Genomic DNA, 23030 nt, shown 5'->3' with positions numbered 1-23030 from the left:
AATCGTTCCCCGCTTTTCTTGGTTTCGTTATTATCTACGTAAACCTAAACGTTTAATAAGTTCGCGGTAACGTTGAACATCTTTTTTACGTAGGTAAGTAAGTAGGTTACGACGGTGACCTACCATTTTCATTAGACCTCTGTAAGAATGATGATCTTTTTTGTGTACACGAACATGCTCATTTAAGCTGTTGATTTCTGCAGTTAGTACAGCAATTTGTACTTCCGGAGAACCTGTATCCGTATCATGAACACGGTATTCAGCAATGATTTCGTTTTTACGTTCTTGAGTTAAAGCCATTTAACTCCACCTCCTAAATTTTCTAATCCCCACTTACTGAGCAATGCGCCGGTGACTCGCAAATAGCCAAGTAAAGGTTCTTGTCGTACAGATTTAAAGATACACTAATTTGGGAATAAAATCAAGTTAAATCAAACTTTCTCCCTCAAAATAACGACGGGTGTTCTCTTCGTCTTTTTTTAGCTGCTCGATTAAGCCTTCCATACCATTGAACTTCATTTCCGGTCTAAAGAAATGGAACCATTCAATTTCGGCGCTTTCACCATAAATTTCCCGATCAAAATCCAAAATGTACACTTCAATGGAAAGCTCTTGGTCAGTTTTAAAGGTAACATTGTAGCCAATGCTTGCCATGCCCAAATAGCTTTCGCCGTTTACGATGAACTTCACGGCATAAATTCCGAGTTTTGGAATAAGGTAGTCGCCGTCAATGCGCATATTAGCCGTTGGGAAGCCTAACGTGCGTCCACGCTTGTCGCCATGAATGACTGTGCCGCGCACTTTATACGGGTAGCCTAAAAGTTCATTCGCCTCATCTAATTCGCCACTTTCGATGTAGTTGCGAATGTTCGTTGAGCTAATTTTAGCATTGAACGCTTCTTGCTTATCGACAATTATGACGTCAAAACGCCCTTTTGCATATTCTGGTAGCTCACTCATTTTACCGGCGCCTTTTTTGCCGTAAGAGTAGTCGAAGCCAGCCACGACATGTTTGGCATGAAGACCAACTAAATATTGTTCGACAAATTCTTCTTTTGACAATTCGGAGAAAGCAGTCGTAAAACGCACCACGTATAAAATATCAACGCCAAGTGCAGCTATTTTTTCTTCCTTTTCCTCCAAAGGGGTTAAATATTTTACTTTCTTACGCATTTTGCTAAGCACAACAGATGGGTGCGGGTCAAAAGTGAGGACTGCGCACTGCTCATTGTTTGCCACAGCGATTTCTTTTGCGCGCAAAATGACTTCCTGATGTCCGCGATGAACACCGTCAAAAAAGCCTAGCGCAATAGTTTTCGGCTGTAAATCCGAATTTAACGTATTAGGGTGATGTATAAAAATAGTTTCCATGAAATCTCCTTTTCACTCGTAACATTTCCTACATATCATATCTATTTTTCACCTTTTTGGCAAAAAATTAGTTTAGCGGACCATCTCTTAATTCGATGACTTTTTCAGGTTTTAAAAGCTGCGTTTTCGTCGGGTGTGGTTTGTAGATGGCAACCAATTTGCCGTTTCGCATCATCGCAAATAAATTCCCGCTAGGCGCACCAAAAAGCGCCGTCTCAAGCACAACACCGTTCAATACTTTTTTGTACAGCGTGTCATCTAATTCGAGCTGTGGCATATTAAAAATGCCTTTTTCGAGTGGCTGAAGGAAGTCAAAATTGCCACTACTGACTTGTTTTTCGATTTCCCCCAAAGTCAGGCAGTCTGCTTTTTCAAAAAAGCCGCTTTTTGTGCGTTCAAGAGTAGCCATATGCGCCGGCAAACCAAATTGTTCGCCAATCATCACGGCTAGCGTACGAATATACGTCCCTTTCCCGCAAGCAATGCGGATTTGGAACGTCGGATTCGCGGCCGTCAGCTCGCCTGAATCTAGTCGCTCAAGCGCATAAATTTGCACGGTGCGTTTTGGTCGTTCCACGGTTTGCCCAGCACGTGCGTATTCGTAGAGTTTTTTGCCGTTTACTTTTACAGCAGAATACATTGGCGGAACTTGTTCGATTTCGCCTGTCAATTTATCTAAAACCGCAACTAGTTTTTCCTCCGAAATCGCCGTTTGAAGGTCTTTTTTTGAAACGACTTCGCCTGTTGCGTCTTCTGTCGTCGTACTTGTGCCGAGCGTGACTGTCGCAACGTATTCTTTTCCTTCACTTGTTATGTATTCGGCAAGCTTTGTCGCCCGGCCAACACAAATCGGCAGTACTCCTTCAACTTCTGGATCGAGCGTTCCGGTGTGCCCAACTTTTTTTGTTCCTAAAATTTTGCGCAGTTTAAACACACAATCATGGCTCGTCATGCCACGCTCTTTAAATAGCGGAATAATTCCGTCCATTAAAAAATCCTCCTTTCACAAAAAGAGAGGCAAACAGCGCCCCTCTAGAAAGTTATTCACCTTTATTTAAATCTCTTAAAAGTTCATCGATACGATTGCCGTATTCTAGCGAGCTATCCATTTCAAACAGCAGCTCTGGAACTTTTCGCAGGCGCATCCGGTTGCCAATTTCAGAACGAATAAAGCCGTGTGCCTTTTCAAGCGCAAGAAGCGTATCTTCACGCTCTTTTTCATTCCCTAAAATCGAAATAAATACCGTCGCTTGCTGCAAATCGCCTGTCACTTCCACATCAGTAATCGTGATAAAGCCAAGACGAGGATCTTTTAATTTTCGGTTTAAAATGTCGCCGAGTTCTTTCTTCATTTGCTCCGCAACACGATTTGCTCTCAAACTCATTTTGTTCACCTCATAACCATTCAATGTCCGTCAAAAGGCGCTCCCATTCGGGGAAGGAGTCTAGAAAGCGTAACACTTCCTGACCTTCCTTCTCCGTTTGAACTCGCGAACTTCCGACAATCACAAAACCAATTTCCGTGCGCTGCCACTTATCTAGGAAGCCTATTTCAGCCATAGACACATTAAATTTCTGGCGGGCGCGCATTAAAACACGTTGTAATACGGCACGCTTTTCTTTTAAATTTTGGGCTTCATAAATGTGAAATGTAAGAGCGGCACTGTAAATGATCATTTTCTTTCGATTTCTTCCATAATGAATGCTTCAATCACATCGTCTTCTTTAATATCATTAAAGTTTTCAATAGTAATCCCACATTCAAAGCCTTTAGCTACTTCTTTTGCATCATCTTTAAAGCGTTTCAGCGTAGAAAGTGTGCCTTCAAATACAACGATACCATCGCGGATTAAGCGGACTCCGCTATCGCGTGTAATCTTACCATCTGTCACATAACAGCCGGCAATTGTACCAATTTTAGATACGTTGAATGTTTGGCGAACTTGCGCTTGTCCAATGATTTTTTCTTCAAATTCAGGATCAAGCATTCCTTTCATCGCTGCTTCAATTTCTTCAATCGCTTTGTAAATAACGCGGTGTAAGCGAATATCTACGCCTTCATTTTCCGCACCTTCACGTGCTTGAGCAGTTGGACGAACGTTAAATCCAATCACAATGGCATTTGAAGCAGCCGCGAGGGTAATATCCGACTCGTTAATAGCCCCTACTGCTGTATGAATGATTTTAACGTTAACGCCTTCCACTTCAATTTTACGAAGTGATGCTGCGAGCGCCTCAACAGAACCTTGAACGTCTGCTTTAATAATGACGTTAACTTCTTTCATTTCGCCGGCTTTCATATGTTCAAACAAGTTGTCTAAGCTGACGCGATTTGTTGCTGAACGTTGCTCTTGGAGTGCTTTCGATGCACGAGTTTCCCCGACGCTACGAGCTGTTTTTTCGTCTTCAAAGACTACGAAACGATCGCCCGCTTGTGGCACACCATTTAAACCAGTAATTTCAACTGGTGTACTTGGTCCAACTTTTTTCACACGACGTCCTAAATCATTCACCATCGCCCGAACACGTCCAAACGTATTTCCGACAACAATTGGATCGCCGATATTTAACGTTCCATCTTGAACAAGCAGTGTTGCCACTGATCCGCGGCCTTTATCAAGTTCCGCTTCGACAACTGTACCAATTGCACGGCGTTCAGGATTCGCTTTTAGTTCCTCTACCTCAGATACAAGTAAAATCATATCTAATAGGTTATCTAAACCTTCACCAAACTTCGCTGAAATCGGTGCAAAAATCGTATCGCCACCCCAATCTTCTGGAATAAGCTCATACTCTGTTAATTCTTGCATGACGCGATCAGGATTCGCTTGTGGTTTATCAATCTTATTTACAGCAACGATAATTGGCATACCAGCAGCTTTCGCATGGTTGATTGCCTCAATCGTTTGTGGCATAACGCCATCATCAGCAGCCACAACAAGAATCGTAATATCCGTAATTTGGGCACCACGCGCACGCATCGCAGTGAAAGCCGCGTGACCAGGCGTATCTAGGAAAGTGATTTTCTTCCCGCGCACATCAAGCTGATAAGCCCCGATATGTTGCGTAATCCCGCCTGCTTCACCAAGCGTCACTTTCGTATTGCGCAAGGAGTCAAGAAGCGTTGTTTTCCCGTGGTCAACGTGTCCCATAATTGTAACAACAGGAGGACGTTCTTTTAATAGTCCAGCGTCTTCTTCAACTGCATTTTCAAAGTAAACATCTAAATCCGTAATATCCACTTTAATTTCTTCTTCTACTTCAACACCGTACTCAGAACAAATAAGTTCAATAGCATCTTTGTCTAAAGATTGGTTAATTGTGGCAACTACGCCAAGTAAGAAGAGTTTTTTGATAATTTCTGATGGTTCACGATATAGCTTTTTCGCCAATTCGCCAACCGTCAAAGATTCGCTGAAAACAATTTTTTCTGGAAGCTCTTTTGGTTTCGGCGGAGTTGGTGGTGTCGTGCTGAAATTTGTTTTCCCTTTGCGCTTCGTATTTTTACCGCTACGATTTTGCTGATTAAATCCACCGCGTTGGTTATTGTTTTTCCCACCGCGATTTTGATTATTATTTTTACCGCCTTGATTGTTGTTTCTATTGCCACCCGAATTACTGTTTTGATTATTCGAACGGTTCGCATTTTGCACAGTTTGAGTCCCACGACTCGCTTGACCTTGCGTTTTATTTTGCGTATTTGTTTGCGGTTTTTCCGCACGATTTTGATTCGTTGGTTTTTTGTTTCCTTGACTATTCAGTTTGTTTGGCTCCCTACTTGTCCCTGTGCTCTGCTTCGTTTCTTTCGTATCTTTTACAGGCTGATTTTTTTTCGAAAAAGATTCGTCGAGTTGTCTAAGTGCATTATCGTTAATCGTCGACATATGATTGGCGACCTCTACACCTAACCCACGTAACTTTTCAATAACATCTTTGCTAGACAACTGCTGTTTTTTTGCGTACTCATATACACGAATTTTACTCATGCCGTACACCTCCATTAGGTAATCAACCGAGGAGTTCTTTTAGTTTTTTTGCAAATCCAGCATCAAGTACTGCAATAATTGCTCGTGACTCTTTCCCGATGGCACCCCCTAGTTCATCTCTTGTGCCAGCTTGTTTTATAGCCACTTCATAGTACTCACATTTATCATGGATTTTTTTCGCTGTTCTCTCTGAAATATCTTCTGCGATAATGACTAATTTCGCCTTTCCGCTTCGAACAGCTTTCAAAACTAATTCTTCTCCGGTCGTTAATTTCTTCGCTCGATTTGCAAGTCCGAGAAGTGCAAGTGCTTTATCATTCATGATTTGCATCCTCTACCGCTTTTAAGTATGAAATAAGTTCATCATAAAAACTTTCCTGCTCATCTATTTTAAGACCTCTAAAAAGCGCATTTTTTTGCTTGGCGCGCTCTGCAACTGTAACATCTTTTTTAATATAAAAACCACGTCCAGGCGCTTTACCAGTAGGATCAATCGTTAGCGTGCCTTCTTTCGAATACGCGATTCTAAGAAGCTCTCCTTTAGGCAGACGCTCCCCTGTAACCATACATTTCCTAAGTGGAATTTTTTTGTTACGCATTTTGGTTTCTCCTTTTATTCTTCATCGTCAGAAACTGGTAATTCTTCTTCCAAAATTGGTGCACCTTCGCGCGGATAGATACCCATTTCACGCGCGACACTTTCGCTCTTAATATCGATTTTCCAACCAGTCAGTTTTGCCGCAAGACGCGCGTTTTGACCGCGTTTACCGATAGCAAGTGAAAGTTGATAATCCGGTACGACAACCGTTGTCGCTTGCTCTTCTTCGTCCACAATAACATCTAACACTTTTGACGGACTGAGCGCGCTAGCGACAAATGTGAACGGGTCATCTGACCATTCCACAATATCGATTTTCTCACCCTTCAATTCATTTACAATCGTTTGCACACGTGCACCTTTAGGGCCAACACATGCACCAACAGGATCCACTTCTGGATTCGATGTGTACACCGAGATTTTCGAACGATCGCCCGCTTCACGTGCGACAGATTTAATTTCTACAATGCCATCATAAATTTCTGGAACTTCCATCTCAAAAAGACGTTTTAATAATCCAGGATGCGTTCTTGAAACAAAGATTTGCGGACCTTTTGTTGTTTTTTCAACTTTCGTTAAATAAACTTTAATGCGGTCATGCGCACGGTATGTTTCATTTGGCATTTGCTCATTTTGAGATAAAATCGCTTCAATTTTACCTAAGTTTACATAAATAAATCGTGAATCTTGACGCTCGACAATCCCCGTCATAATATCATCTTCGCGGTCGATAAATTCATCGTAAATAATACCGCGTTCAGCTTCGCGAACTCGTTGCGTCACGACTTGTTTTGCCGTTTGTGCTGCAATTCGGCCGAAGTCTTTTGGTGTTACTTCAAGCTCCACAACATCCCCTGTTTTATAAACCGGATTTACTTTGTGTGCTTCTTCAAGCGAAATTTCAAGGCGCGAATCAAACACTTGATCCACAACATCTTTTCTTGCAAAAACGCGAATCGAACCATTTTCTAAGTTTAGTTCCACCCGAACGTTTTGGGCTTGGTTAAAGTTTCGTTTGTAGGCGGATACCAGTGCGGCTTCAATCGCCTCCACAATGACATCACGCGAAATTCCTTTATCATGTTCTAACACATGAAGAGCGTCTAGTAGTTCTGAGCTCATTTTTTGCTCACTCCTTATTTAATTTTAAAATTTAATGGCTAGTCTTGCTTTGGCAACTTTGTCTTTTGGAATCACACAAATAATTTGGCGTGTTTTATCCATAATTTCTACCGTTAACGTGCTTCCATCATATGCAGTTAGCGTGCCTTCCCACATTTTACGACCTTCAATTTGCTCGTAAGATGTGACATGTACGTAAGCCCCTACAGCATTTTCAAAATCAGCTTCTTTTTTAAGCGGGCGTTCTGCACCTGGTGATGATACTTCTAAAAAGTAGTTTTCAGAAATCGGATCAGCTTCGTCTAGCTTTTCGCTAACGCGTTCACTAATTACGGCGCAATCATCGATATCAATGCCACCTTCTTTATCAGCAAAGATACGTAAAAACCAATTTTTCCCTTCTTTTTCAAAAGCTAAATCGACAAGTTCAAAGCCGAGCTCTTCCGTAATAGGCTTTACGATGGACTCTACTTGGTCTAGGACTTTACTCATTTCAGCCTCCTTCTAGATTCTCGCTCGCTTGCTTTTCGCAAAACGAAAGAGTGGGCAAATGCCCACTCTTAGCTGAGTTATCGTAGTATTTCATAAGTAATCATATCACAAACGGCGCAATTAAGCAAATTTACGGGTTTTTTCCTTATTTTGTAAAAGAAAAAAATTGTAACGCCTTTTGGATTTGCGAATCCCAGTAATCCCACGTATGACTACCTGGGCCTTCCTCGTATGTTAACGGCAAGTTCGTTTCCGTTGTTACAAATTTACGGAAATTTTGATTATGCGCATATAAAAAATCTTCCGTCCCGCACGCCTGGTACAGTCTTGGCGATTCCCCAGACACATTTTTCGCCAGCGCGAACAAATCGTTTTCACTTCCAACAAAGTCCGCCGCCGTTCCAAACGTATTATTTTTCTCCCGAGCTGCTTCTCCTGAAACCTCTTTTAAATAACTTTCCATGTCTAAAGCACCTGAAAAACTAGCTGCAGCAGCGTACCGCTCCGGAAAATGGAGTGCTAATTTCATCGCTCCGTAACCGCCCATGGAGAGCCCCGCAACAAACGTTTCATTTCGCGCACTGCTAATTGGAAAGTAATGTTGCACTAGACTTGGCACTTCGTTTGCTATGTAGTCAAAATAGTTCTCGCCGGTTTTAGTATTCGTGTAAAATCCCCGATACCCATTTGGCATGACGACAACAATTCCAAGTTCAGCGACATAGCGCTCAAGCGCCGTCCGACGAGTCCACGTGCTATCATCGTCAGAAAGTCCATGTAATAAATACAAAACGGGATAAGCCTCCTGTTTTTTAGCTCCTGCCATCCCAATTCGATTTTTTCCAACTTCAGGAAGGAGCACTGTCATTGAAGTCGAAATCCCGAGCACCTCTGAAAAAAACTCACATTTTACTTTCGCCATTTTTTATCACCTCTATGTGCAGTATACCTAAAATGAAAAGGTCTGCCTAGTGAAATAGATATCATTTAGCGAACAGCAAACAAAATGATTTTAAGTTATATAATCTAAGTTTTTTGAATGTATTTCACTGAAAAATTCACAAATTATCCATATTTTACTTTTCTTACGTATGTTAAACTAGAAAAAAAGATAATAGTAGGTGAATGCTTTAGTGAAAGATATCCATTATCAGGAAGATGACTTTGAAAAAGCAGGAAAAAGCATTGGCAGCCTTATCGGGAAAGGCGCATGGGGCAAAGGCACCATCGACCATTTAAAGAAAGTTTCCAAGAATTTAGAAGAAGTAGAAAAAGATATTGCTACATACGATACAGACGGCGTGATTTCTTTTCAACATACAAGCCAAACATCCAAATATCAGGAGATTTTCGAAGATTTTGACGTCCTTTACCGTTTTTCCGACCAAATCGGGGATATTGTAAACAACACAATCGACCACCCTTTTTATGAAAAGCTAGATGACTTTGTGGCAGGCATGCGCGACTTAGATGCGACCACGTTCACAACGGAAAACCGAATTGGAGCCACCACGACAACCACGCAGTTTGAAAACAGCTATACGCAAAAACAAGTAGAGGTCCCAAAAAGTAAAGTGAGCCTCGAGGATTTATTCAGCGGAGACACCTTTTATGCCGACCAAATGAAACTGCAGTATGATGCATGGAAACAGACGAACAAAGGAGAAGACGTCAGCCATCAAGATTTTCAAGCCGCGATGTTAAATTCCCGAGCCTTCGCCTACACGTCCATTAAAGATGAACAACAGAAGACAGAATTTTGGACACTCGTGGTCGCCACTATCGTCATCGTGGGTGTTTTCGCATTTTGCCCGCTCGCAGGTGTAGCTTTAAGTGCCGCTTACGGTACGCTTGAAATAAGCGCGGCGAAGACAGGCAAAGACTGGATGACTGGCCGCGAACTGGATGCCACCGAACGCGCCCAGCGCGGCGCTTTTGCGGTTTTGGATGTCATTCCAGGCGTCAAAGCCCTAACCGGCGGTGTACAAATGATGCGCTCGGGAAGCCGTTTAGCAAACGTGAGTGATGCCCTCTTACAAGGCGTGAAAAATGTCCCCACCCAAGTGGGGGATATTGCCAAACTTGGTCAAACGCAAATGAGAACGCGCATGGCCAGCCTAAAAACCGCCACTCAAGACGCATTACAAGTCGCCACACAAAAAGGCCTCAAAGAATTGGACAAGGTCGGACAAACCGCAACCGCCATGAAAGGCTCTTTAAACTTGCCGCCACGAGCACATCTAGCCTTAGCCGGCATGGGAGGTATCCCGAACCAAGCGCCTTCCAAAATTGCTCAAGGGACCGAGAATTTGAAAGATGTGCTTCGGAAGTTTGATGTGAATTTGGGTGGCGGAGGCAAACGGGCTGATGGTATAATGGAGGGAGTTAGTGGACTTACCAAAGCACAAAAAGTTGAGAATTTCCAAAATAGAATTAATGATATTAGAAATAAAATGCCTAATAATCCGTTGAAAAAAAGAGGTAATATGGCAGCTGCTGATGTAAATATAAAAGGATTACCAGAAGAGTTTGTAGCTCATAGTAAAATTAATTCCAATCTTGATAAAGGTGCTGATGTTGAAAATTTTTCTACATTAAAACCTGAAGGAGAAAGAATTTTTAAGAATTATGAACCCTCTGCATCAAGTATAGATGGAACTAAATTTGATAGGTTTCATGATACAGAAGCTAAAATTCTAGAGGATATTGCCTCTAAAATTAAAGACCCAAATACTTCTGGTTCAATTGATTTATTTACAGAGCTACCAACTTGTCAAAGTTGCTCTAATATAATTTTAGAATTCCGTGAGAAATTCCCTAACATTAAATTGAACATATTTACTAAATAGAAGGAGCGAAAATTTATGGAATTGAAGTATGAAGACATAAAAGAAGATTCTGCTGATATTTATGAAAGTTTGCATATAAATGCTAAATATTCTCTAAAAGACACTTTCTATGCATTTCTAAATGATTATGAATTAAATGAAAATTATGATATAACGGAAGAAACTTCATTATATGTAGCGTTTTGTACATTATTGATTAATAAAGAACAAAATTTTGATTTTTTAAGAAATAAGTTAGCTAATCTAATCTCTAATAAAAATTTAGAGAAAGTTACTAATGATTTAAAATCAGACGAGCTTGTTCAATTTTGTAGTGATGTTGACATTATAAAAAAAGAAATTAACATTGAAAACTAAATGAAAAGTTTAAGTTATTTAGAAGCAAGAGAGTTAACTTTAGAAGATTATGAAGATTTTTATTGAAGATGAAGGGTTCAGTCCGAGTCAAGCAATAGCCGCAACTTTTGAAGACTCTGTACTAATAATGAAAAAAAGTCATAAAGTTTACATGTCAGTTATGGTAAATCTTTCAATTTTAAGTTTAAATCAAAAATTTCTACCAGATTATCTATTAGAAAAGCAAGAAGTTTTAAAAGAACTTGATGGTTTAAATGAAGAAGAACAGTCTGTTTATGATTCAGATATAAGTACTTTGAACCAGTTGTTGAGCAATCGGATAGTAAAGTCTTGGCTAGTAAGAAAGAAGCTCACTAATCAAGTTGCTAGTAGCTAACAAAAAGCTAGCTGTATTTATTGTACAGAGATTTAAGATTGAAAAAGAAGCGATTGAACTTTGTCGTTTCTTTTTCTGCATTTAGAGTTATTTTCTAGCCCAAAGAAAGCTAGTGGGGCTGGCGGATTCAATATTAATGAGATTTTCGACCAAAATTAAAAACAGATTCCGATACTGCATTTTTCTGGTCTGGTAGAACAGATGGTGTTGGAGGAGCTGACATAGCGGCAAGTGTAGCAAAGGGTAAAGGGGGTACGACTTTAGAATCAACAATAGAGAATAAAAATATTAAAATGCCAGAATGGGATTTTAACAATGGAAGCTTGGGATTTGGCTTCAGGTGCTTATGCAGAACAAGTTTCTGGTCAAGTTCGTGCAGTAGTTGGTTCAGAGTTGAGACCTGGTAATATATGGGAGAATGTGGAGTTACCTCGATTAAAAAGTAATCCTAAAGTTACCAAAATTACTACAATTGACCCTAAAACAGGAATTGAAAAAATCATTTTTGAAAGGAAGTAAATTAAATGAAAATTACAGGTAGTAGCTCACACGTAAAATTTGATTTAGAAAATGGATATGCAGTAAAGGCAGATGGAGAAATGTTAGTAGGAGGAAAATTTGTAGCTTTTAAAGATTCAATGAAGAATTGGGAGTCACCACATGAAAATGAAAAACTTTCAGAAAAAGAAATCCAAGAAATTATTCAGCAAGTAAAAGAGAATACGAATGAAAACACCGTACAAATCTCATTCGAATAATAAGTAGTATAGTGAATTTGAAAATGGTATTCATGTTGCTCATGAATAAAGTAAACCGAATATTTCTTAGGTGTACAATGATTTTAATTAGAATATAGTAAAGGTATTGTAACGGTATTAGTGAAGCACCAATCACTGATACCGTTTTCTGATTTTGTCCCCTCTCGCAGCAGGTATAACTTTAAGTGTAGCTTGCGGCAGTCTTGATTACGGGGAAAGACTAGGTGACTGGCCGCGAAGCAGTTATAAATTATATCTATTTTGCTAGAGAATATAGAAGAAATTTAGGAAATATAAAGTTATTAAAATACTATTACCGTTTAGCCGTGCGTAATACGTTCTTACAAAGAAAGAGGCTAGGACAGATCCTAGCCTCTAAAATAAATTGTTCTATAATTCATTTTCGCAGAAACACATTCTAAAACAACCGCGCATTCTTCAACATTTCCTGCTTGTCTTTATAGGCTTTTTGAATGCTTTCTTTTCCAGAAACTTCGGAGATGCCAACGTTCCACCAGCCTAAATAGCCGTCGGACATGGTTTTTGGGAGGACTTTCATTTCGATGAGCGTTGTACGTGTTTGCTTTTTCGCATCTAAGAGCGCTTGCGTAAGCTCTTTTTTGTTGTTCACCCGATATATTTTTGCCCCGTAGCCTTCTGCAATTTTTGCATAGTCGACATTCAAAATCCGGTCATTTTCATCCCGAAATTCGCAGTAAAAGCTTTTGCTCCCGTTTGCCATTTGTAGATTGTTGATACAGCCGAAACCAGAATTGTCGAACAGCATAATGTTAAGCTTATGGCCGTACTGGAGAGATGTTAGAAGCTCTGAGTGAAGCATGTTGAAGCTGCCATCTCCCACCATGGCGTAAACTTCTTGCTCCGGCGCCGCGATTTTCGCCCCAAGCGCCCCGTTAATCTCGTAGCCCATGCACGAGTAGCCGTATTCAAGGTGATACGTTTCTGGCACCTCTGTGTTCCACAAACGGTGCAAATCGCCAGGCAGCGAACCAGCCGAAGTGAGCGCAATGCTGTTTGCATCTACCACCTCATTAATCGTGAGCAGTGCTTCTGTTTGGGTAAATTCTGTGTTCAAAGCATCGGCATATTCGTTTAATGTTGCGGTCGCAAATTGATTTTTGATTTCGGGTTCAAAATTCTCACGCGTAAACTTCACATTTGCCAGACGTTCACGCTCTTTGTCCCACTCTTCTTGTAAAATTTGCAGTTCATCCCCGTAAGACGTGCGATAACCTTCTAGGCGCGGCTGTAGCGCGGTAAGCGCCGTTTTAGCATCCCCTACCACTTGAAACGCATCAAATTTATACGCTTGCTGCCGACTCACATTAATATTCAAAAATTTCGTTTGCGCTTGAAAGGCTGTTTTTGAACTGGTGATAAAATCCGTGTAGCGCGTACCAACACCAATGACGAGGTCGGCCGACTGCACGATTTTATTCGCCGCAAGCGTGCCTAGAATGCCGCTGCCACCCAAATTGTTCGCAAATGTACTTTCCACCGTCGATTTCCCGGCGTGCGTTTCCACTAGTGGAATGTTATGCCGCTCTGAAAGCGCGATTAATGCCTCACGTGCGCCAGAATAGCGCGCCCCACCGCCCACAATGATGACCGGGCGCTCACTCGCTGTAATTAAATCCGCCGCACCAATTAATTCGCGTTCAGTCGGTATTCTGCGATTCATGTGGTGAATTCGCTTTTTGAAAAATTCAACCGGATAATCATACGCTTCCCCTTCCGTATCTTGCGCAATGCAAATTGTTGCGGGGCCTGCGGTTTCAGGGTCGGTCATCACTTCAAATGCGCGGATAAGCGCGCTCATGATTTGTTCTGGGCGCTCAATTCGGTCCCAGTAGCGCGAAACCGGGCGGAGCGCATCATTTGTTGTCACATCGGCACTGTACGCATGTTCAAGTTGCTGTAACACAGGATCAGGCTGGCGTGTGGCAAATGTATCCGCCGGCAAGAAGAGCACCGGAATATTGTTCGCAAGTGCTGTTCCAGCCGCCGTCACGAAATTGGCGCTCCCTGGGCCAGCTGATGCAGTACAGGCGAAAATTTTCTTACGGTTGTTCTGTTTCGCAAAACCAATCGCGGCGTGCGCCATGCCTTGCTCGTTTTTCCCCTGATAAATCTTTAAATGTCCCTGGTGCTCTTCAAGCGCTTGGCCGATGCCGACCACATTTCCGTGACCAAAAATCGCGAAAATGCCTTCCACAAATGGCGTCACTTCACCGTCAATTTCAATATATTGCTCATTCAAAAACTTCACTAATGCTTGTGCCGTCGTCAACCGAATTTTTTCATTTGGCATAAGGCGCACCTCCAGTTTTACTATTTTTGCGCTTCAATCAGCGCTTCAATTTCATGCGAAGTCGGCATCGCATCTGAAGAACTATGCTTACTAATTACAATCGAGGCCGATGCACTCCCGTATTTTAGTGCCGTTTCCACCCCTTTATTTGTGAATAAAGCATAGAGAAAAGCAGATGCATACGAGTCGCCCGCTCCAAATGTTTTCAAGACGTTCGTTTTGTACACCCCAGCTCGGAAAACCTCGCCTGCCTTCGTATATGCGTTTGAACCACTTGCGCCGTGTTTAATCACAACAAGCTTCGCATTGTGGGAAAATAGATGCCTCGTCGTCACCTCATTTGCACCGCCTGAACTCCCTTCCATCACATCATATTCATCGCGCGTTCCAATGACAATATCAGCCTGTTCGGCAACAAGCGAATAATAAATCGCGGTTTCTTCTTCCGAAACCCAAGTGTACGGGCGGTAATCTAGTTCAAACGCGACAAGGCAATCGTTTTTTCGTGCAAGCTGAATCGCTTTTAAAACGGCCTCACGAGATGGACTTTTGGCGAGTGCCGTTCCAGATACGAGCAAAAGGCGTGCCGAGCTTAAATATGCTTCATCGATTTCGTTTGGCTGCAAATATAAATCCGCCACATTATCGCGGTACATTAAAATACTACATTCGTCGGGGCTTTTGATTTCCGTGAAGGCAAGCCCAACTTTATGCCCTTCCGTATCCACGACCATGCCGTCCGTATTTACACCAACTTGTTTCATATAGCCTTCAATAAAACGACCATGTTGGTCATCTGGAATTTTCCCAATGAATCCAGCACAGAGGCCCAATTTGGAAGCACCAATGGCAATATTTGCAGGACTTCCACCTACATATTTAGAAAAAGTCATCGTTTCTTCCATCGGGCGATTATACTCCACCGCATTTAAGTCAATGCATGCGCGGCCAATGGCGATAATATCAAATTTTCGTTCTTTATGTGTATTTAAATCCATTTTTAGTCCTCCTCTATTTGCGGTCCAGTATCCAAGCGTGTGCCGGGTCATTATGGAATTTCCAAATCCGCTCTGGTCCTGCCATCACATTCAAATAATAAGACGTATAACCGTCTGGTACGCCAACCGGGTGATAGCCAGCAGGCACCAGTACCATATCGCGATTTTCCACCGTCATCGTTTCATCAATCGACCGGTCATCTGTATACACACGCTGGAACACAAAGCCTTGCGCTGGATTCATTTCATGATAATAACTTTCTTCCAAAAAAGATTCCGCTGGCAAATTGTTTTGATCATGTTTATGCGGTGGATAACTCGAAAAGTTGCCGCCTTCTGTGTACACTTCCACTACTAAAACGCTATCCGTCACGTCAGAATCATCCGGCAAAATATTATGCACCAAACGCCTATTTTGATATTTTCCACGCGCTTCAATCGTATTACTACTTGCGGGAATAAAACGCACAGGCAAAGCCTTTTCAGTTGGTGAATAGCAAAATGCCACGCGCGCCATTTCCGATTCGCCAGCAATTTCAAACCGCTGACCGCGTCCCACATACACACTATCGGTTGGAATTTTTTCAAAAACAGATTTTCGCGTCCCAATCTGTTCAAAAATCTCATTTTCAGTGCGTACTGTGATTTTTCCGGTTAAAGCAACGATACAAACTTCCATATCTGCCAAAGTTTCCCCGTACGTTGCCCCTTTTTTGACATCAAGCATCATAAAAGCCACATAGTGCAGCGGCGCATTGTCCTCCGTCACGCGGTGCACACAAGTAATCCCTTCCTTTAAAAGCTCGTTTTGCGGTTTTCTTAAAAGTTTTGCCATGTTCACTTTGCCTCCTAGTAACCTTTTTGTGAATAACGCGCCGTTACTACTTTTTTATGCGTGAAGAAATCTACGCTATCTTTTCCATTCGCATGCAAAGTCCCATAAAATGATGACTTCCAACCAGAGAATGGGAAGAAGGCCATTGGAGCTGGCACACCCAAATTAACGCCAAGCATGCCCGCATCAATATTTTCACGGAAGTAGCGCACCGCTTTCGCACTATCTGTAAATAAGCAAGCCCCATTAGCAAACTCCGATTGATTCGCAATCTCAACCGCTTCCTGTAAATTTTTCACCCGAATGATGGATAAAACGGGCGCAAAAATTTCATCTTTCCAAATGGTCATATCCGTTGTCACGTCTTCAAAAATGGTTGGGCCAACAAAGTAGCCGTTTGCTGGTACTTTTTCGCGTCCATCAACAACCAATTTTGCGCCTTCTGCAACTCCCTTTTCAATATACGAAAGCGTTCTTTCTTTGTTCTCCTCGCGAATGACTGGCCCTAAAAAGACGCCATCATCGAGGCCGTTGCCAATTTTTATTTCCGACGCTCTCTGTTTTAGAGCTTCGACAAACTCGTCATAAATGCCATCTTCAACGGTCGCCACCGCGCACGCCATGCAACGTTCGCCAGCAGAGCCAAAAGCCGCCGCAATGACGTTTGTCACCGTATCCTGAAGGTCCGCATCATTCAGTACGATGGTATGGTTTTTAGCCCCCGTAAGAGCTTGAACGCGTTTTAAATGAGCGCTTCCTGTTTGGTAGACATATTCCCCAACGGGCTTCGAGCCAACAAACGAAACCGCTTTAATCGTTTCATTTTCCAAAATACCATTTACGACATCATGCGCCCCGTATACAATGTTTAGCACGCCATCTGGCAGTCCTGCTTCGGCAAATAAATTGGCCAATTTTTCCATTAACAGTGGGGTGCGTTCTGATGGTTTTAAAATGAAGCTGTTGCCAAGCGAGATGGCCATCGGGAACATCCAGCAAGGTACCATCATGGGGAAATTAAATGGTGCAATGCCGCCGCAGACGCCAATTGGATAACGATAATTTACAGCTTCCACGTCTGTCGCGATGCTTGCAAGCGAATCCCCCATCATAAGTGACGGCGTACCAGCTGCAAATTCAACGTTTTCAATGCCACGTCCGACTTCGCCAAGTGCTTCGGACAAATTTTTCCCATTTTCCATCGTAATTAATTTAGCCAGTTCTTGTTTATTTTTTTGTAGCAATTGTTGAAAGTTGAATAAAATCCTTGCACGCCTAGGAACCGCCACTTTACTCCATTTTAGAAAAGCCGCTTGCGCAATTTGTGCGGCGCTATCTAATTCCGCGCGCGTCGAAATCGGCACTTGGCAAATGACTTCTCCAGTTGCCGGATTGATAACGTTTTCAAAATTATCCGTGCTACTCTCTATCCATTTTCCGCCGATAAAGTTTTTCATTTTTCTTACCTCTGTCATATAAGACGCCTCCACTCATTTAACTTACTCCACAAATTGTCATATTTTGATTACATCTTCATAATAGTAGTTTGATTTCAAACGTTCAACATGCCTTATGATTTTATTTGTCAGCACAGATGACAATAGTTTGGACTATGAATGCGCACAAAAATAGACGCCAAGCTTCGAATGGAAACTTGGCGCCTTTATTAACATTTTTAGTACACTTCGCTATATAAGCCTGTAATAAATGCCTCAAAATTTTTTGCTAAAAAAGTGATTTTATAATCCGCTTCTTGATCAACATGAACAACAGTCGGCTCACCTTCAGAACCACATGCACGGTAATCAAGAAAAACCATATCATGCCCAGCTGATGGGCAATCACAAATGCTTACACCAATTTTAGGATAGCCCCAAATTGATTCCCAGAATTCAGTGGAAAATTCCCCACATAAAGAAGAAGCGGCCTGTTTTCCTATTCCCATAATGCCTGTAATGACAATAGAATCTTCTGACCAAGAAGTTGCTTCATTTGTAGGAAAAGAATCTTTGCACGGTATGCCGCCGTTTTGTGCATGGCGCATGAGGTAAATATATGAAGCAGGCAACTTAAATCCAAGCTCCGCCTCAATCTCTTGAATAATTTCATCAGTCGGGTAAGCATCTTGGTATTCATCGCCATAGCTAGTATTGAAAAAAGTTTTTAAATCCAGCCCTTTGAAAAATTTTCCTTCTTCTTCAAAATACTTTTTAAAAATTTGCTGTAATTCATTGGCTTTTTCCAATTCGACATTTAGTGAGGCATCAAAATCTCCCCGTTCAAGTTGCAAAACTTCTGTCAAATTGTTCGCCATCTCAGAAAATCGTTCGCCCCGCTTATATGAAACGTCTGCTAAAACAATTGTTGCCCTGACAAACACTTCTTGATTTCCTTCATTTTTTGCAGTGGGAATAATGTTATCTAACGTTTTTATCGCTTCTAATTCTTTACCTTTATCCAAATAATAAAGCACTTTACATAGCTGTTTAGCTAAATCCATTTGTTTTCCCCCTTTTTTAAAAGGTTGCCTTGATAAAGCAAAAGCAGCTCTAATTTTAAAACAGTGATAACTGATTTTGATCAGGAAGACCTTCTAGGCAGCCTTGATCGTCCATGTATTGAATAATCGTTTTCGATACTTTCCCGCGTTGTTGCAAATCTTCTTTTGATAAAAACTCGCCATCAAGACGCGCCTCAACGATTTGTTTCGCAACGTTTGTTCCAAGACTTGGAATCGCATTAAACGGCGGAATAAGCGTATCGCCTTCAATGATAAATTCATCTGCGGTAGATTTATATAAGTCCACTTTTTGGAATTTAAAACCACGCGCAATCATTTCATTCGCGATTTCAAGTACCGTAAGCAAGTTTTTCTCTTTCGTACTCGCTTCAAGCCCCTTGTCATTAATTTCTTTCATGACAGCGCGCACCGCTTCTCGCCCGTTAACCATTGCCGTTAAATCAAAATCGTCTGCGCGGACGGAGAAGTAAGTCGCATAAAAGAACAATGGATGATGGACTTTAAAATACGCGATTCGAACGGCCATCAGAACATAAGCTGCCGCATGGGCTTTCGGGAACATGTACTTGATTTTTTTACAAGAATCGATGTACCAAGCCGGCACTTTATTTTCAATCATCGCAGCTTCCATTTCTTCCGTTAAACCTTTCCCTTTACGCACGGATTCCATGATTTTAAAAGCAAGTGAGCTGTCTAATCCTTGATAAATCAGGAAGACCATAATGTCATCACGACAACCAATAACGTCAGGGAGCTCACAAATTTTGTTTTTTATAAGTTCTTCCGCGTTGCCAAGCCATACGTCTGTCCCGTGAGAAAGACCAGAAATTTGCACAAGCTCGGAAAATGTCGTCGGTTTTGTTTGCTCGAGCATTTGACGTACGAAACGCGTTCCAAACTCAGGAATACCAAGCGTTCCTGTTTTTGAATCAATATCTTGCGGTTTCACGCCTAATGATTCTGTCCCGCCAAACAATTTCATGACTTCGGGGTCATCAGTTGGAATGGTTTTCGGATCAATTTCACTTAAATCCTGCAACATCCGAATGGCGGTCGGATCATCGTGTCCGAGTATGTCGAGTTTTAACACGTTATCGTGAATCGAGTGGAAGTCAAAATGCGTCGTTTTCCACTCCGAATCCGTTGCGTCAGCTGGGAATTGCACCGGTGTAAAATCGTAAACATCCATATAGTCAGGAATAACAATAATACCGCCGGGATGCTGTCCAGTCGTACGCTTAACGCCCGTACACCCTGCAACGAGTCGGTCCACTTCTGCTCCGCGAATATTCATATTCATGTCTCTTTCGTAACCGCGAACAAAGCCGAAAGCGGTTTTCTCCGCAACCGTACCGATAGTTCCCGCACGATACACATACTCCTCACCGAAAATTTCCTTCGTGTACGCATGCGCAACGGGTTGATAGTCACCAGAGAAGTTTAAATCAATATCGGGCACTTTATCCCCTTTGAAACCTAGGAACGTCTCAAACGGAATATCCTGCCCTTCTTTTTGATAGTTCGTGCCGCAGTGTGGGCAAACTTTATCTGGAAGGTCAAAACCTGAACCAATCGAACCGTCGTCGAAAAACTCGGAATGCTTACAGTTCGGGCACAAATAATGCGGCGGGAGTGGGTTTACTTCGGTGATTTCGGTCATAGTCGCCACAAAAGACGAACCAACAGACCCACGAGAACCTACCAAATAGCCGTCGTTAAGCGATTTTTTAACAAGCTTATGGGAAATTAAATAGATAACGGCAAATCCGTGTCCGATAATACTTTTTAGTTCCTTTTCAAGACGTGCCTCTACGATTTCAGGTAACTTTTCGCCGTACAATTTGTGTGCCATTTCGTAACTCATGTTGCGGACTTCATCTTCAGCACCTTCAATTTTAGGCGTGTATAATTCGTCTTTAATCGGCTTTAAGTCTTCCATCCAATCAGCAACGAGATTCGAATTCGTTACGACAATTTCATGTGCCTTCTCGCTTCCTAAAAAGCTAAATTCGGCGAGCATTTCATCCGTCGTACGGAAATGCACGTCTGGCATTTCATTTCGATTTAAAGGATTCGCCCCACCCATTGAATGGACTAAAATCTTACGGTAAATCTTATCATTTGGATCTTTGTAATGGACGTTTCCGGTTGCTACAACAGGTTTCCCCGTTTTTTCGCCCACTTTAACGATGTTTTTCAAAATTTCTTCTAACGCTTTCTCATCGCGAATCATTTCGCGTTCAATCAGCGGCGCATAAACTGGTTTCGGCTGAACTTCAATGAAATCGTAAAACCCAGCGACTTTTTCAGCTTCTGCCATACCTTTTTGCATCATCGCTTCAAATAATTCACCTTGACTACAGGCCGTCCCGACAATTAAACCTTCGCGCAATTTTTGCAGCTGCGACCGCGGAATACGCGGCACACGGAAGAAATAATTCAAATTGGACAGCGTAACCAGTTTAAATAAATTCTTTAAACCTTCAGGCGTTTTTGCATAAATGGTCGCGTGGAATGGGCGTGCACGTTTGTAAGCGTCGCCTTCTCCCATATAATTGTTGAGCGCGTCGTGAAAATCAATATCATGCATTTCCTTCGCATCTTTGATGAGCTTCCACGCCAAATACGCAGTTGCTTCGGCATCAAAAATGGCACGGTGATGCTGTTCGAGTATGATGTTGAACTTTTTCGTCAACGTATTCAGGCGGTGGTTTTTAAAATGCGGGTATAAAAATCGCGCTAACTCCAGCGTATCAATAACCGCGTTCGGCGCGTCAGGCAAACCAATTTTGCGGTACGCCGTGTTGATGAAGCCCATATCGAATGATGCATTGTGGGCAACTAAAATGTCATCGCCACACCATTCGCGGAAGTTTTTTAGAACGACTTCAATCGGATCAGAGCCTTTTACCATATCATCTGTAATGCCTGTCAAATTAATCGTCGTCGCCGAAAGTGGATGCCCAGGGTCAATAAACGCTTCGAATTTATCAATGACTTCCCCGTTATGCATTTTAATTCCGGCAAGCTCGATAATCGTATCATAAACCGCAGAGAGCCCAGTTGTTTCAACGTCAAACACCACATAAGTTGCGTCTTTTAAACCAGTATGTTGGTCGTTATAAGCAATCGGAACGCCGTCATCAATTAAATTGGCTTCAATGCCGTAAATCATCTTGATGCCATTTTTCTTCCCAGCCGCATAGGCTTCTGGGAACGACTGTGCCGCCGCATGATCTGTAAGTGCAATCGCTTTGTGTCCCCAATCAGCCGCCTGTTTCGTTAAATCGCTAATGGAATTTGTTGCATCCATTTGACTCATGTTCGTGTGTAAATGCAATTCAACACGTTTTTCTTCCGCTTTATCGTGACGCATTTTCGGTGCAATCTCATTAATATCTTGCGCCATCATAATTAAATCGCGGACAAAAGTATCATTTTGCACGCTACCGCGAACTTTGACCCACATCCCTTTTTTAAGGTTTTGGAACATCGCCGCATCATCATTATCGCGCGAGAACATTTTAATAATCATCGAACTCGTATAATCCGTTATTTTAAATTGAAGTAAGCTTCTTCCGCTCCGAAGCTCGCGAATCTCCGTTGCAAAAATATAACCTTGCACCGTAATCCGGCGTTCCTCATCATAAATATCGCCGAGCCGTTTCACTTCTTCATCATCTTTAATTTTATAACCAATTTGGAACGGACCATCAAGTGGGGCTGCTTGAACATCATTAGATGCCGCCTCCATCTGGCGCTTTTGCATCACCTGAACAGCCTCCTGCGCCTTCATCGCGTCCTCTTCTTCTTTCGCCTTCGCAAACGCTTTATACGCTTCCGTCTCTTCTTGGGCTAAAATATTCATCCGGATTGCAAGACGCGGGAACCCCGCATCACGGTAGGCTTCAAGAATCTGATTCTGAAAGCTCTGCGCTATTTTAGTTTGCTCCATCTCATTATGAACCGAAATCTCCAAAAAATGCGGTTCCTTCAAAGTCGGTTTTTGTTCCATCAACACCTGCCCAATCATTGGCGACGTCTTAAAAATCGGCTCGACAATCATGTTCCAGTAATCTTGAATAAGTGCCTCATCCAAGCGTGCATCTGTCGTCATGATTCGCAGTTCCGTTTCTGCAATCTCACTAAAAGCACGTTTCATTCCCGTATCAAGCATTTGATAAAACGCTTGCGGAAAAATTTGCGGCGTCTTCAAATGAAATTGCCACGTTTTTGTTGCCTTATCCGCAATCAATTTTTCAATTTGCGTTTCATTCGTGTAGTCGGCAAAAGTCGACACATCGCTTAAACCAACCTGTTCTAAAAGAAGTTTAAATCGTTCTTTTTTATCTTGTTCGGTAGCACTCAATCTCTGACACTCCTTCCAGAAAACTTGAAAAGTACCTTACAAAAGCCAAGGTACTTTTCCGTCATC

The 23030-nt window shown here is 42.1% G+C and carries 21 protein-coding genes and 1 pseudogene; 5 read left to right on the top strand and 17 right to left on the bottom strand.

All coding sequences use genetic code 11. The features are described 5' to 3' along the window. Positions 1–30 precede the first annotated feature (30 nt). From rpsO to BN1609_RS06805, 11 genes are all read right to left on the bottom strand, one after another. Positions 31–300: a 30S ribosomal protein S15 gene (rpsO, locus tag BN1609_RS06855; RefSeq protein WP_003719603.1), complete on the bottom strand. Its 270-nt coding sequence runs from the start codon at positions 298–300 to the stop codon at positions 31–33. Between the two features lie 126 nt (positions 301–426). Further along, positions 427–1371 carry a bifunctional riboflavin kinase/FAD synthetase gene (locus tag BN1609_RS06850; RefSeq protein WP_088809920.1) on the bottom strand — a complete coding sequence of 315 codons (945 nt, stop codon included), beginning with the start codon at positions 1369–1371 and terminating at the stop codon, positions 427–429. Positions 1372–1438: 67 nt separating this feature from the next. Continuing rightward, a complete protein-coding gene (gene truB / locus BN1609_RS06845; protein ID WP_088840702.1) occupies positions 1439–2359 on the bottom strand; it encodes a tRNA pseudouridine(55) synthase TruB in 921 nt (306 codons plus the stop codon). A 52-nt stretch (positions 2360–2411) separates the two neighbouring features. Further along, positions 2412–2756 (bottom strand): 30S ribosome-binding factor RbfA, encoded by a 345-nt coding sequence (gene rbfA, locus BN1609_RS06840; protein ID WP_088809918.1) that lies wholly within the window; start codon positions 2754–2756, stop codon positions 2412–2414. 10 nt (positions 2757–2766) lie between these two features. Next, positions 2767–3045, bottom strand: coding sequence for a DUF503 domain-containing protein (locus BN1609_RS06835; protein WP_369821475.1), 279 nt, complete (start codon positions 3043–3045; stop codon positions 2767–2769). Continuing rightward, entirely contained in the window at positions 3045–5357 is a 2313-nt protein-coding gene (infB, locus tag BN1609_RS06830) for a translation initiation factor IF-2 (RefSeq protein ID WP_088809916.1), read from the bottom strand. The genes BN1609_RS06835 and infB overlap by 1 nt, the downstream gene beginning before the upstream one ends. 22 nt (positions 5358–5379) lie before the next feature. After that, entirely contained in the window at positions 5380–5679 is a 300-nt protein-coding gene (locus BN1609_RS06825) for a YlxQ family RNA-binding protein (RefSeq protein ID WP_088809915.1), read from the bottom strand. Then, positions 5672–5956, bottom strand: a complete 285-nt coding sequence (gene rnpM, locus BN1609_RS06820) for an RNase P modulator RnpM (RefSeq protein ID WP_088809914.1) — start codon at positions 5954–5956, stop codon at positions 5672–5674. The genes BN1609_RS06825 and rnpM overlap by 8 nt, the downstream gene beginning before the upstream one ends. 14 nt (positions 5957–5970) lie before the next feature. Beyond that, a complete protein-coding gene (gene nusA, locus BN1609_RS06815) occupies positions 5971–7077 on the bottom strand; it encodes a transcription termination factor NusA (RefSeq protein ID WP_088809913.1) in 1107 nt (368 codons plus the stop codon). A 24-nt stretch (positions 7078–7101) separates the two neighbouring features. Continuing rightward, positions 7102–7569, bottom strand: a complete 468-nt coding sequence (gene rimP, locus BN1609_RS06810; protein ID WP_088809912.1) for a ribosome maturation factor RimP — start codon at positions 7567–7569, stop codon at positions 7102–7104. Between the two features lie 145 nt (positions 7570–7714). Beyond that, positions 7715–8491 carry an alpha/beta hydrolase family protein gene (locus BN1609_RS06805; protein ID WP_088809911.1) on the bottom strand — a complete coding sequence of 259 codons (777 nt, stop codon included), beginning with the start codon at positions 8489–8491 and terminating at the stop codon, positions 7715–7717. 211 nt (positions 8492–8702) lie between these two features. Here BN1609_RS06805 and BN1609_RS14105 point away from each other — a divergent pair, with 211 nt between their 5' ends. From BN1609_RS14105 to BN1609_RS06780, 5 genes and pseudogenes are all read left to right on the top strand, one after another. Beyond that, the gene (locus BN1609_RS14105) at positions 8703–10418 is read left to right on the top strand and encodes a deaminase domain-containing protein (protein ID WP_255377327.1); all 1716 of its coding nucleotides are present in this window, start codon (positions 8703–8705) and stop codon (positions 10416–10418) included. A gap of 15 nt (positions 10419–10433) precedes the next feature. Beyond that, positions 10434–10775: a hypothetical protein gene (locus BN1609_RS06795; protein WP_088815865.1), complete on the top strand. Its 342-nt coding sequence runs from the start codon at positions 10434–10436 to the stop codon at positions 10773–10775. Between the two features lie 49 nt (positions 10776–10824). After that, entirely contained in the window at positions 10825–11151 is a 327-nt protein-coding gene (locus BN1609_RS06790) for a hypothetical protein (protein ID WP_088840701.1), read from the top strand. Between the two features lie 293 nt (positions 11152–11444). Then, positions 11445–11670: pseudogene (locus tag BN1609_RS06785) on the top strand (hypothetical protein). Positions 11671–11675: 5 nt separating this feature from the next. Then, complete coding sequence (locus BN1609_RS06780) at positions 11676–11909, top strand: Imm74 family immunity protein (RefSeq protein ID WP_088840700.1); 234 nt, start codon at positions 11676–11678, stop codon at positions 11907–11909. 418 nt (positions 11910–12327) lie between these two features. Here BN1609_RS06780 and iolD read toward each other — a convergent pair whose 3' ends face one another. The 6 genes from iolD to BN1609_RS06750 form a co-directional block, all read right to left on the bottom strand. Next, positions 12328–14241, bottom strand: a complete 1914-nt coding sequence (iolD, locus tag BN1609_RS06775) for a 3D-(3,5/4)-trihydroxycyclohexane-1,2-dione acylhydrolase (decyclizing) (RefSeq protein ID WP_088840699.1) — start codon at positions 14239–14241, stop codon at positions 12328–12330. Between the two features lie 20 nt (positions 14242–14261). Next, positions 14262–15239 (bottom strand): 5-dehydro-2-deoxygluconokinase, encoded by a 978-nt coding sequence (gene iolC, locus BN1609_RS06770; RefSeq protein WP_088840698.1) that lies wholly within the window; start codon positions 15237–15239, stop codon positions 14262–14264. Positions 15240–15252: 13 nt separating this feature from the next. Continuing rightward, positions 15253–16074, bottom strand: a complete 822-nt coding sequence (gene iolB / locus BN1609_RS06765; protein WP_088840697.1) for a 5-deoxy-glucuronate isomerase — start codon at positions 16072–16074, stop codon at positions 15253–15255. Between the two features lie 14 nt (positions 16075–16088). Further along, positions 16089–17549, bottom strand: coding sequence for a CoA-acylating methylmalonate-semialdehyde dehydrogenase (locus BN1609_RS06760; protein ID WP_088809903.1), 1461 nt, complete (start codon positions 17547–17549; stop codon positions 16089–16091). A 200-nt stretch (positions 17550–17749) separates the two neighbouring features. Beyond that, on the bottom strand, positions 17750–18574 hold the full coding sequence (locus BN1609_RS06755; RefSeq protein WP_088840696.1) for an SMI1/KNR4 family protein: 825 nt from the start codon (positions 18572–18574) through the stop codon (positions 17750–17752). 55 nt (positions 18575–18629) lie between these two features. Beyond that, positions 18630–22964 (bottom strand): PolC-type DNA polymerase III, encoded by a 4335-nt coding sequence (locus tag BN1609_RS06750; RefSeq protein ID WP_088815876.1) that lies wholly within the window; start codon positions 22962–22964, stop codon positions 18630–18632. Between the last annotated feature and the right edge of the window lie 66 nt (positions 22965–23030).

It is taken from the genome of Listeria sp. ILCC797, assembly GCF_900186185.1.
Taxonomy (GTDB): Bacteria; Bacillota; Bacilli; order Lactobacillales; family Listeriaceae; genus Listeria; species Listeria goaensis.
Note: the sequence above shows the minus strand (reverse complement) of the source record. Positions and strands in the feature narration are given on the sequence as shown.